The organism is Streptomyces lushanensis, from assembly GCF_001700515.1.
In the GTDB taxonomy this organism is placed as follows: Bacteria; Actinomycetota; Actinomycetes; order Streptomycetales; family Streptomycetaceae; genus Streptomyces; species Streptomyces lushanensis.
This window is the reverse complement of record NZ_MAUD01000340.1, coordinates 1-12,237: the sequence shown is the minus strand read 5'-3', so window position 1 is coordinate 12,237 and position 12,237 is coordinate 1. Positions and strand designations below refer to the sequence as shown.

The window sequence follows — 12,237 nt, the reverse complement described above, 5'->3', positions numbered from 1 at the left end:
CTGACGCCGGCGTAGCGGTTCTCCGCGTGCCAGACGCTCTCCCCGTGCCGGGCCAGAAAGAGGGTCGTGGGAGCCGGCGGGGTGGCGGCGGGTGTCCGTGGTGGTGAGGCCGTCATCCGTGCTCCCTCGCGTAGGCCGCCGTCTCCGCGGGCAGCCACCCGCGCCGTTCGAGCGCGTCCACCAGCGTGACGAAGGGCCCGGCGAAACGCGCGCTGATCCGTGGTCGCGGATCGAGGATCGTCCGTACCCGGACCATGCCCCGCACGGTCGGCAGCAACGAGGACTCGCCGCCCGCCCGTACACCGTACGCCGCGAGCACCGCCATCCCGAGCGCCGAGTCCGTGTGCTCGGGAACGGTGGCGGTCAGCCCGAGGACGTCCGCGCGGAGCTGGTTCCAGTACGGGCTGCTCGTGGCACCGCCGGTGAACGCGATCGGCGACCGGGCCGGCGCGCCCAGAAAGCGGATGTAGGCGAGACAGAGCCGTTCCACCAGTGCCACGCCCTGGAGCAGCGAGGCATGGCGGTCGCCGTCGTCGGCGGGCCGGCCGAGCACGAAGGGCTCGGCGTCCGCCGCCAGGAACGGGAAGCGTTCGCCGCGCGAGACAAGGGGGTACGTGACGACACTCGCCGGCTCGTGCTCGGCGGCGAGCCGGTCGAGTCGGGCGAGATCCGCGCCGGGGAACGCGCGCGTCAGGGCGCCCGCTCCGACGCTGGAGGCACCGCCGGGCAGCCAGTGCCCGTCCGGTGAGCGGTGGTTGTAGAGCACACCGGCGGGGTCGTGCAGCGGTTCGGCGGTGACGCCCTTGAGGACGAGAGTGGTGCCGAGGACGGTGTTCCACTGTCCTACGCCCCAGGCCCCGGAGCCGAGTTGGGCCGCGCAGCCGTCGGTCATCCCCGCGATGACCGGGGTGCCCTCGGCCAGCCCCGTACCGGCCGCCGCCTCCGCGCACACCGTACCGAGCCCGGTGCCCGGAACCACCACGTCGGGGAAGTCGAGCCGGGACAGGCCGAGCCGGTCGTGGACGGCGGTGGGCCAGGCGCGGGTGTGCAGGTCGTAGCCGGTCTTGAGGGCGTGGCTGGAGTCGGTCGGCACGGGATGCCCGACCAGCCGGGTGGTGATGAAGTCCGCCTGGTGGCAGACGCGGGCGCCCTTGAGCCGCGACGCGGCGCCGTCCCGCCGCTCCTCGCGCTCGGTGCGGGTGAGCCAGAGGAGTTTGGCGAGGGCCCAGGTCGGCTGGATGCGGTGGCCGAGCGTGCGCCACACCTCCGCGCCGGACTCCTGCGCCTCCCGCGCCTCGCCCGCCGCCCTGCCGTCGTCGTACATCAGCGCCGGCGTCAGTGGATTTCCCCGGGGATCGGTCAGCAGGACGGTGCCCGAGGTGGCGCACACGGCGACTCCCCGTACGCGCGCGGCGGAGAGCGTGCGCAGCGTGCGGCGGACCGCGGCGCGGGTGCCCTCCCACCAGTCGGCCGGGAGCTGTTCATGGCGGTTGCCGTCGCGCCGGCCGGTGAGCGGGGCCGAGCCCCGGCCCAGTACGTGTCCGTCGTCGGTGACGGCCAGGGCACGCACGCTCTGCGTCCCCAGGTCGATCCCCATCCAGACGTCCTTGTGGCGTGTGTCCGTCACAGATTCCCGCCTTCCACGTCCCGTCGCCCGCCGGTCGCCTTCTCGTCGCCCGCTGGTGATCTCACGATGCTTTTCACATGGTGATGACGATGGTGCACCAGGGGGCGCGCACCGGGGTCCACAGGACCAAGATTCCCTTGTCCCACCTGGTGAGGACAGTGGGACGGCGTCGGTTGCCGGGTTGACCCGATCGCCGCCCGTGGTGAACACTGCCGAACGGTACATCAACAATCTATGTTATATCCTCAGAGCTTCATGTTATTGATGAGCCGTCTCGGGCGGAGGAGCGCGCACGTCCTCACCTGTCCCGTGCACAACGGATCGGAACAGGACCGGGAATGTCACACGACAAGAGCCAGCGGGGCCCCATACAGCGGCGCCGGGAGATCTCCGACCATGTGCTGACCCAGGGGTCGGCGTCGGCGGCGGACCTGGCGGAGCGGTTCGGTGTCAGTCCGATGACGATCTACCGGGACATCGACGAACTCGAACGCGAAGGCGTGCTGCGCAAGTTCCGGGGCGGTGTCACGGCGCAGCCCTCCGGGGTCTTCGAGAGCAATGTGGCCTACCGCAAGAATTCGATGCGGGCGGAGAAGGAGGCTCTCGCCGCGAAGGCCCTCACGCTCGTCGAACCCGGGATGTCCGTGATGATCGACGACTCGACCACCGCACTGGAACTGGCCAGGCTCCTCCCCCGTGTCGACCCGCTGACCGTCGTCACCAACTTCCTCGAAGCGCTGAACCTGCTGGCCGACGAGCGCGGTCTGCATCTCATGGCCCTGGGCGGTGACTACGACCCGCTGCACGACTCCTTCCTCGGAGTGCCGTGCGTGGAGGCCGTCGAGGCGCTGCGGGTGGATCTCTGCTTCGTGTCCACCTCGTCCGTGTACGGCGACCACGCCTTCCACCAGGAACAGCGCATAGTCGCGGTCAAACGCGCGATGCTCAAGTCCGCCGGGCGCAATGTGCTGATGATCGACCATTCCAAGCTCGCCCGTACCGCGCTGCACCGGCTGGCACCGCTGTCCGCCTTCGATCTGGTGCTGATCGACGACCGCACACCACCGGAGGCCCTGCGGGCCCTGGACGAGAGCGGTGTCCGCTACGAACTCGCCCCGACCTGAACCGTCAAGCAGTCAAGCCGTCAAGGAGACCTGGCCGATGAGAATCCTCGCCGCGGGCGACCACTTCGTCGCCCCCGAACTGCTCACCCGGGAGCTGACGGCCGCGATCGGCACCGCTCACACCATCGACGAAGTGCGGCTGCCCTGGCCGCTCACTCCCTTCGGGCCGGTCTCCGAGGTGGACGAGGCGTCGGGCGACGAGGAGACACTCCTCGCCGCGCTCGACGGGGTACGGGTCTGTGTGACCCAGATGGCGCCTATCACCGGAAAGGTCCTCGCCGGATCGCCGGAGCTGCGGCTGGTGGTCGTCGGCCGGGGCGGGCCCGTCAATGTCGGTCTGGACGCGGCGAAGGAGCACGGCGTCCAGGTCTGCAACACCCCGGGACGCAATGCCGCCGCCACCGCCGAGTACACCGTCGGCCTGCTGCTCGCCACGATGCGCCGGATCCCGGAGACCTCGGCGGCGCTCACCGCGGGCCGCTGGGCCGGTGAGTTCTACACGTACGACAACTGCGGACCGGGCCTCGCGGGCGCGACCGTCGGCCTGATCGGCTGCGGCGCGGTCGGCAGCCGGGTTGCGCGGGCCCTGACCGCCCTCGGCTCGGACGTCCTGGTGTACGACCCCTACGCCGACCCGGCCGCCCTGCGCGAGGTCGGCACGCCCGTCGCCGGTCTGGACGAGCTGCTCAGCCGCTCCGCCGTCGTCTCGCTGCACGCGCGGCTGACACCCGAGACGCGCGGTCTGCTCGGGGCCAGGGAACTGGCCCTGCTCCCCGACGGCGCGGTCCTGGTCAACTGCGCGCGCGGCGCGCTCCTGGACGAGAACGCCCTGTGCGACGCCCTGGAGTCGGGCCGGCTCGCCGCCGCCGGACTCGATGTGTTCGCCGTGGAGCCGCCGCCGCCAGGCTCCCGGCTGCGCTCGGCTCCCCGGCTGGTCATGACGCCCCATCTCGCGGGCGCGAACAAGTCGGTGGCGCACAACGCGGCACGTGCCGCCGCCGCCGAGGTCGGCCGGTTCCTGCGTGGCGAACCGCTCGCCCACCGTGTCGTCTGAGCGGTGGGCGGGACGGCACAGCGGTGGTCGGGACAGCGTCAGCCGAGGCGGGAAGGAGCGGCACAGTGTTCGTCGGTCTGGACATGGGAACGTCGGTGGCGAAGGCGGCGGCCTTCGACGAGGACGGCACCGCGCTGCGCGTGGAATCGACACCGCTCTCGCTCGGCGGGCGCGGTGACCGGGTGGAACAGGACGTCGAGGAGGTGGTGCGGGCCGCCTCCCGTGTCCTGGGAGCGGTGACCGAGGGCCGGGCGCCCGCGCTGGTCGCCCTCACCGGCCAGGGCGACGGGCTGTGGCTGGTCGACGCGGAGGGACGGCCCGTACGGCCGGCGCTGTCGTGGATGGACGGCCGGGCCGGTGATCTCGTCGCGGGCTGGATGGCCGACGGAACGGCCGAGCGGCTGTACCGGCACACCGGCAACGTCCTCTTCCCCGGCTCTCCCGGCCCGCTGATGGCCTGGCTCGACCGCAACGAACCGGAGTCCCTGGACGCGGCCACCACGGCCGCCTGCTGCAAGGACATCCTCCATCTGCGGCTCACCGGCGAGCGCGGCACCGATCTCTCCGACGCGTCCGTGCCCTTCCTCGATCCCCGCACCCGCGCCTACTCCCCCCAGGTACTGGCGGCCCTCGGCCTCGGACACCGCGCGGATCTGCTGCCGCCGGTCTCGGCGAGCCTGCCGTACGGAGAGGCCACCGGCCGTACGGCGGGGCTGGCCGAGGGCACGCCGGTCAGCTCGGGCCCGTACGACCTGCCCGCGTCCGCGATCGGCGCGGGAGTGACCGAGCCGGGTGACGGACTGCTCATCGTCGGTACGACCCTGGCGTGCCAGGTCGTGGTCGAACGGGTCGCGCTGGACGAGGACCCGGTCGGCTTCCATCTCGCCACGGCCCGGCCCGACCGCCATCTGCGGGCGCTGCCCGCGATGACCGGGACGGTCGCGCTGGACTGGGTGCTCGGTCTCACCGGCACCTCCCACGAGCAGGTCGCGGGCCTGCTGGACATGACGCCGCGCGGCGCCCACGGTGTGGCCGCGCTGCCCTATCTGTCGCCCTCGGGGGAGCGCGCGCCCTTCGTGGACCACACCGCGCGGGCGGAGTTCACCGGTCTCGATCTGCGGGCGTCCCGTGCCGATCTGGTACGCGGCATGTGCGAGGCGATCGCCTTCGCGGCCCGGCACTGTCTGGAGGCCGCGGGCCTCACCGGTGAACTGGCCGTCTGCGGCGGCGGCGCGCGGAACCCGGCGTGGCTGCGGGTCTTCGCCGATGTGCTCGGCCGCCCGCTGCGGGTCGCGCGTGGACCGGAACCGGGCGCGCGTGGAGCGGTGCTGGCCGCCGCCGCGGCCCGGGGCGCGGAGTTCGGCCCGGCTCCCGACGCCGCCGTCTGGACCGCGCCGGACGCGGTGGTGGACCCGGATCCGGCGGGTGTGGAGTTCTACGAACAGGCCTACGCCGACTATCTGTTCAGGGTGGAGAGCGCGCGGGCGCGGTGGCGGGGAGCGGCGGAGCGCAGCTGACCGGTGTCACGCAGACGCCGCCGGGCCGAGCAGCAGCCGTACGGGACCCATCAGACCGGTGACGCGCTGTCCGGGGAAGACGAAGTGGGTCGGGCTCGTCGCGTCCGCATACGGTGCGAGGGTGCCGAACACGGTGATCTCGATCGTGTTCTCCCCGGCCGCGACCAGTTCCGTCACCTCGAAGACATACGGGGAGCACACACGTACTCCGGCCGGGGCGCCGCCGATCCGTACCTCCGCCGTGCCGCGCACCCGCCCGAGGTCGAGCGACAGCCGCCCGCCCGCCGCCCGCCGGGCCTCCATGACCTCGGCGGGCACCGTCATCACGCGCGTGTAGCGCACACCACCGCTGTACTCGGCGAGTCCCCGCGCCTCCCAGTCACCGGTCCGGATCAGCCCCGGGCCGACCTCGCAGCGCAGCGGACCGGCCAGGGCCGCGCCGCCCTGGCGGCCGGGACCGGTCGTCACGCGCAGGGCGGCGGTGCGCGGTCCGGCGGGACCGTCGGCCGGCAGGTCGACGGTCACCGTGTGCACGCCGCCGGCGCCGGTACGGGTGGTCGCGGGAGGCTCGCGGCCGTCCACGAACACGCGTGTCCCGCCGTACGCGCTCACCGTCAACCGGACCGTGCCGGGCGGCAGTTCACACCACAGCCACTGCGTTCCGGCAGCGGCCCCCGGGACCGCGAAGCCGACCGGCACCACCGTGCCGTCGTCGGCGTCCGGGTCCAGCCAGGCGGCACCGGGCAGCGGATGCGGCCTGCGGCGCAGATACAGCGCGGCCGGGTCCCCGATCTGACGGCGGCGCACCGCGACCGGCGCCCGCCCGCCACCGGGCCCGCTCCCGGGGCCGCCGCCGCGCTCGGCCCACCAGCCGGCGTCGCTGTGCGTGGCCGCGACCGGGCGGTCACGGTCGTCGTAGACCACCGCGTCCACCAGGACGGCCGGATCGTCGCCGTCTGCGGTCTCCACCGTGATCTCGTTCTCCCCGGCGCGCAGGGCCGCCGCCACCTCGTGCCGCCGGACGCGCGGCACGGCGTGTTCGGCGTACGGGTCGAATCCGCCCTGCCTGCCCATGACATGACCGTTGACGCGCAGCACACACCGTCCGCGCGCCGCGACCTGGACGACCGCGCGGCTCGGCGCCGCCGTCAGGGTCAGGGTCGTACCCACGGTGGCCCGGCCGCCGCCCGGGTCGGTGCCGGGTTCGTCCGCGAGAATCCACTCGGGGCGCCGGAAGCGCCCGGGATCGCGGACGAGTGCCATGTGGGCGCGCAGATCGATGTCCTGATCGGGCGTCAGGTCCAGTTCGAGGAGATGGCGGCCCGCCGCCAGCCGGACCGGTCCCATGGCGAGATGGCCCCTGTCGTCCAGCTCGACCCGCGCGCCGCCGAGCCTGACCGCCTTCGCCGCCGCCGCCCCGACCGCGAGATACCCGTCGAAGCCGGTGTCCAGCAGCAGCGCGGACCGTACGCGCGCGACCGTCCGGGCGGCCGTCGGACCGACATGGACGAACTCCTCCGGTACATGTCCCTTGGGGCCGAGGACCTCGCGGTGGACCGGATCCTTGTGGACGCCTCGGCTGTCGGACCACGCCAGGGTCGACCGGATGTCACCGTCGGCGCCCAGCACGACCGCGCGCGGCCCGAACGTCGCGTGGACCGCCGGTCCGTCCGGGCCGCCGGCGCCGCCCTGGCGGAACGTACGGCGTTCGACGACCGCCGTGACGACGGGCGGATCGGCGGGCCGATCGACGAGCCGCCCGGCGGACGGACCGGCGGACGGCTCGGCAGGCGGACACACGGGCGGATCCGTCACGGGCCGCGCGAAGTCGCCCCAGGTGTTGTCGAGCGTCGGTACGAGGGTCATCCCCCACTCCGCCTCCGCCGGGATCTCGACCGCCGTGTGCACGGGCCCTGGCCCGGTCGAGGTCTTCCCGGCCGCGAGGGGCCGCGAGGTGTGCGCGGGAAGGACCAGCAGCGCCGCGGGGCCGGTGTCGAAGGGCACCTCGATGTCCACCGCCCCCGGATCGTCCTCGGCCGGCCGGACCGGCAGCGTACGCGGCGGACCGCCGAACGGATCGAGCAGTACGGCCGGGCCCCCGGCGGCGCGCACGCGCACCCGCGCCCGGCGCGCGTACCGGTCGGGATCGAAGTCGTAGCGCGCGTCGAGCCAGCCGAGGGCGGCGCCGCGCTCATCGGGCGCGGCGACGGCCGCGCGGGTCGCGCGGGGCGAGGCGGCGGTCAGGAACACGACCGTGGCGCCGTCCACATGGCGCGCGAGCGCGGGCACCGACGCCCGGACGGGCGGCGCAGGGACGGTGAGCGACGGGTGCGGTTCGGTGAGCGCCGCGCCCAGATCCGCCGCCGACGCCACGAGGACGGCCCTGCCCTCGGCGAAGCACCTGAGCAGCTCGTCACGCACCTTGCCCAGGGTCGCCGTGTCGTCCGGGCCGACGACCTGTTCGGGAAGGGCGCCGAGGGCGATCAGACCGCCACCGGCCGACACGAACTCGACCAGTCGGCGCGCGGTGTCCTGTTCGAGCACCGTGCACGCGGGCAGCACGATCGTCGCGTAACGCTCCTGCGCGACACACAGCCGTACGGCGCCGTCGCCGTGGTCCTCCCGTACGCGGGCGCGCGCGAGCGAATCGTCGTCGATCACATCGGCGTCGAGCCCGAGCCGGTCGAACACACCGGGCCTGGTGCGGAACCAGGTCATGTCACCGACGAGTTCGAGATAGGCCGCCTGCGCCTCGGCCGCCGCCCGGGAGGCACCGTCGAGGGCCGTACACGCCTGTGCGGTGGTCGTGGGCAGCAGAATCGCCGTGTCGCACAGATGGCGGCCGAGGCTCAGGATCGCGCACAGCCGGGTCACCGCTTCGGCGAAGACACGGTGGTGACGCCAGTAGGGCTGACGCCAGTCGGTGCCCGGCGGTGCCCACTCCCACCAGCCGCCCTTGGTCGTGTAGTAGACGGCGTGCGGGTTGTAGAGCGTCGCGCCGGCCCGGAGCCACGGCAGCAGCCAGTCGAACGTCTCCTCCGGCGTGCCGCCCCAGCCGGTGGAGTGGAACGCCTCGATCCAGGTCCGGGGCCTGCCGTAGAGGTGCGCGAGCGAGGAGTGGATACGGGCGTCGCCGTGGTGGTCGGAGCCGGGCGCGGAGAACCAGCGGTGGGTACGGGCGTAGTCGGCGTACAGCTCGACACCGCCGACGGGATGTCCGGCGCGGGCGGGATCCTGCTGGTCGCAGCCGACCAGCAGGCCATGGCGCTCGTGCCAGGCGGCGAGCGGCCGGAAGAACGCCTCCTCGGCCAGTTCGGCGCGGGTCCGCTGGTAGTCGTACCGGATCCGGCGCGGGTCCGGGCGCGGGTCCGGGCCCGTGTCACCGCGGTGGTCCGCGCCGTCCTCAGGGCGTACGTCCTGGTAGAGCGCGTCCAGACACGCGGTGAGGTCATAGCCCCGCAGCCGCAGAAAGGCGTCGGCGAACCCGGTCGACCAGGTCGGCAGCGTCGGCAGTTCGTCCTGGAACGATCCGGCGACCACCGTGCCGAGCCGGTCGCCGAGCCGTCGCGCGAACGCGCCGTGCACCCGGTCGAGGAGTGCCGCGCAGGCTCCCGTACCGAGGTAGTCGAAGCCGTGTGGCACATGGTGATGGAGCGTCAGTCGCCAGCGTCCCGGGCCCGGCGCGCGTACGGCCCTGCCGTTCACGGGGAGCGGGACGGTGGGTCCCGTGCACCGGCCGTCGCCGTCGAGCCGTACGGCGCCGGCCGCGAGAGGCTGTCCGTGCGCCGGGCAGCGCAGCTCTCCCTCGCCGTACCGCCCGGCCCCCACCTCGACGTCCTTGCGGACGCGTTCGAGCCGGCGGCCCGCGTGGGCCGGCTCCTCGTCGACGAGCCGCGCCTGGAGATCGGCGCCGGAGAAGCCGAGCTGGTCGTAGAACCAGAGGCGCACCCCGAGCGCCTGCGCGTCGTCGCAGACACCTTCGAGCAGGCTCCACCACCGCTCGGACATGAACGGCGGATCGTCGGCGTCGGAGCCGAACAGCGGCCCGGACGGCGCGAGATTGAGGAGCACGAGGTTGAACACCCCGCCCTCCGCGAAGCGTTCGAGCTGGGCGCGCAGCCGCGCCCGGTCGAGCCGTTCGCCGCTCCACCACCAGATGGCGGTGGGCGAGAAGGCGCGGGGCGGTGCGGCCAGGACCGCCTCGATGTCCGCGGGGAGCTTTCCGTACGTCATGAACCTGTCCTCGATCCGTTGAACCCCCCGCCTCTGAGAAGCTCCGGCGCGCTCAGCCCTTGAGCCCGCCCGCGAACCCCTTGATCACATAGCGCTGGAGCAGCAGGAAGACCACCAGGACGGGCAGCGCCGCCAGGACCAGACCGGCGAAGACGAGACCGTAGTCCGAGACGTACTGGCCGACGAACGAGAACACGCCGACAGGGACGGTCTCCTTGCCCGAACCGCCCAGGTAGAGCAGCGGAGTGAAGAAGTCGTTCCAGACGAGGACGGCGTTCAGGATGATCACGGTGCCGGTGATCGGCCGCAGCAGCGGGAAGACGATCCGGGTGAACGCCTGACGGTGGTCGCAGCCGTCGATGAGCGCGGCCTGCGCGTAGTCCGGCGGCAGGGCGCGGATGAAACCGGTGTAGAGGAACACCGTGAACGGCAACTGGATGCCCGTGTAGAAGAGCACCATGCCGTGGTACGTGCCGAGCCAGCCGAGGCTGTCGACCAGCTTGTACAGCGGGATCATCCCGAGCTGGAAGGGCAGCACGATCCCCAGCAGGAAGAGGATGTAGAGGCCGTGGCCGAGCCCTCGGGCACGGCGCGCGAGACAGTAGGCGGCCGTGGAGCCGAGGGTGATGAGCAGCAGCAGGGCGGCGACGGTGATGACCGTGCTGCTGACCAGGGCCGGGCCCAGGGACGCGGAGGACCAGGCGTTGGAGAAGTTGGCGAAGGTCGGCGGGAGCGGCGGTGAGAGCGGGGACCCGGCGATCCGGTGCGGGTCCTTCATCGCCAGGGTGACCAGGGCGTACACGGGGAAGAGGAAGACGACGGCGGCGGCGGCCATGACCAGTTCGAGGCCGTAGCGCCCGTATCCCCGCCGCCGGGACGCGGTGGTGCTCACGCGGTCACCTCCCGGGCGCGCAGACAACGGAGCTGGACCAGGGATACGGCGGCGACGAAGAGCGCGAGGACAAGGGCCACGGCCGTGCTGTAGCCGAACTTGCCGAAGACGAAGGCCTCCTTGTACAGCACGGTCGACAGCGTCTCGCTCGCCGTGCCGGGACCGCCGTTGGTGGCGGCGTAGACCTGGTCGAAGAGCTTGAGGCCGCCGATGGTGGACAGCATGAGGTTGACGGTCAGCGCCGGGGCCAGCAGCGGCCAGGTGACATGGCGGAAGCGCTGCCAGGTGCCCGCGCCGTCGATTCTGGCGGCCTCGTGGAGTTCCGCGGGCACGCCCTGGAGCCCGGCGAGGAAGATCACCATGGAGTAGCCCGCGTACTGCCAGACGACCATCGCGGCCACGGACCAGAGCGCGAGCGAGGGATCGCCCAGCCAGTCCTGGCGCAGACCGCCGAGGCCGACGGCGCCGAGGACGGCGTTGAGACCGGCGCCGTTGTCCGGGTTGTAGACGTACTTCCACAGGAACGCGACCATGACCGGGCTGACGACGGCCGGGGCGAAGAAGACGGCACGCAGCAGCGACCGGGACCTGATCTCGGCGTTGACACCGAGCGCGAGCAGCAGACCGATGCCGTTCTGGACGACGACCACGGCGAGGGTGAGCAGCAGCGTGTTGCCGACGGACTCCAGGGCGCGGTCGTCGTCAAGCAGCGTACGGAAGTTGTCCAGGCCGACGAAGGAGAAGGCACCGACGCCCGACCAGTCGGTGAACGCGTAGAGCACACCGGCGAGGCTCGGGTAGAGCACGACGACCGCGTAGACGGCGAGGGCCGGGACAAGGAAGATCCACGGCGGGACGGTGGGATCGCGACGGACCCGGCGCGGGAGCGCAAGCCGCGGCGGGCGGGCCCGGCCGGGGCGCCCCGCCTCGGCGACCGTGCCCAAACCGGCGGTGCCGGGGTCCGAAGTGGCGCTGCCCGGGAGGGAGTTCATGACTTCTTCCCGTAGGCCTCGTCCATCTGTCCCAGCGCGCCCCGGACATCCGTCTTTCCCGCGAGCAGGTTCTGCACGGCCGCGAAGTGGGCGGGCTGCACCTCGGCGTTGGGCCAGCCCTGGTCCATGAAGGGCACGGCGCGGCCGGAGTCGATGATGGGCAGGAACTCGTCCAGTACCGGATCGGTCCTGGTGGCCGGACCGCGTTTGAACGGGATGGCCGAGACGGCCGTCGCCCAGCGGTCGATGTTCTCCTGCTGTCCGAGGAAGGCGATGAACTCCTTGGCCCTGGCGGTGTTCCTGGCGTGCGCCGCGACACCGAGGCCGACGACGATGCCCGCCGCGATCCACAGCCGGCCGGGGTCGTCACCACCGGGGAAGGGGAACATGCCCAGGTCGTCGGGGGACGCGGCGGCGGCGCGGAAGCCGGCGAGGACGGCGGAGACCTGGACGGCCATGGCCGCCTTGCCGCCCGCGACCAGTGCGGTCTGCTGTTCATAGGTGGTGCCGTTGGGGTTGTCGTTGAAGAAGCCCCGGCGCTGGAGCTCCTGGTACTTGCCCAGCGCGTCGGCCCAGCCCGAACCGGCGAAGGTGGCGCGCCCGGCGGCCATCTCGCGGTCGAATGCGGCGTTCTCGGCGTAGACGGCGTTGGGGACCAGGGCGTAGGTGATGAGCTGGGTGACCCAAGGCGTCTGGGCGCCGAGCGCGATCGGCACCACGCCCCGGGCCTTGAGCCTGGCGCAGACGTCGAGCAGCCCGGCCCAGGTCCGGGGTGGCCGCAGGCCGGCCTGCGCGAAG

General features: G+C 72.8%; 8 protein-coding genes. 3 read left to right on the top strand and 5 right to left on the bottom strand.

The features are described from left to right. Positions 1-112: 112 nt before the first annotated feature. Entirely contained in the window at positions 113-1,597 is a 1,485-nt protein-coding gene (locus tag BFF77_RS25175; RefSeq protein WP_066953764.1) for an FGGY-family carbohydrate kinase, read from the bottom strand. A gap of 368 nt (positions 1,598-1,965) precedes the next feature. On the opposite strand from BFF77_RS25175, the gene BFF77_RS25170 reads away from it, so the two are divergent. The 3 genes from BFF77_RS25170 to BFF77_RS25160 all read left to right on the top strand — a co-directional run bounded on the left by BFF77_RS25170 (position 1,966) and on the right by BFF77_RS25160 (position 5,322). Further along, positions 1,966-2,751 (top strand): DeoR/GlpR family DNA-binding transcription regulator, encoded by a 786-nt coding sequence (locus BFF77_RS25170; RefSeq protein WP_066953748.1) that lies wholly within the window; start codon positions 1,966-1,968, stop codon positions 2,749-2,751. Between the two features lie 37 nt (positions 2,752-2,788). Next, positions 2,789-3,805 (top strand): 2-hydroxyacid dehydrogenase, encoded by a 1,017-nt coding sequence (locus BFF77_RS25165; protein WP_066953745.1) that lies wholly within the window; start codon positions 2,789-2,791, stop codon positions 3,803-3,805. Positions 3,806-3,870: 65 nt separating this feature from the next. Further along, complete coding sequence (locus BFF77_RS25160) at positions 3,871-5,322, top strand: FGGY-family carbohydrate kinase (RefSeq protein ID WP_211280312.1); 1,452 nt, start codon at positions 3,871-3,873, stop codon at positions 5,320-5,322. A gap of 6 nt (positions 5,323-5,328) precedes the next feature. On the opposite strand, the gene BFF77_RS25155 is transcribed toward BFF77_RS25160, so the two are convergent. The 4 genes from BFF77_RS25155 to BFF77_RS25140 form a co-directional block, all read right to left on the bottom strand. Next, entirely contained in the window at positions 5,329-9,555 is a 4,227-nt protein-coding gene (locus BFF77_RS25155; protein ID WP_079125484.1) for a hypothetical protein, read from the bottom strand. Positions 9,556-9,607: 52 nt separating this feature from the next. Beyond that, the gene (locus BFF77_RS25150) at positions 9,608-10,447 is read right to left on the bottom strand and encodes a carbohydrate ABC transporter permease (RefSeq protein ID WP_245703702.1); all 840 of its coding nucleotides are present in this window, start codon (positions 10,445-10,447) and stop codon (positions 9,608-9,610) included. After that, positions 10,444-11,439, bottom strand: a complete 996-nt coding sequence (locus BFF77_RS25145; protein WP_079125483.1) for a carbohydrate ABC transporter permease — start codon at positions 11,437-11,439, stop codon at positions 10,444-10,446. Before BFF77_RS25145 ends, BFF77_RS25150 begins: the two co-directional genes overlap by 4 nt. After that, the coding region (locus BFF77_RS25140; protein ID WP_141698521.1) for an extracellular solute-binding protein at positions 11,436-12,237 on the bottom strand (802 nt) is incomplete at its 5' end. The genes BFF77_RS25145 and BFF77_RS25140, both read right to left, overlap by 4 nt.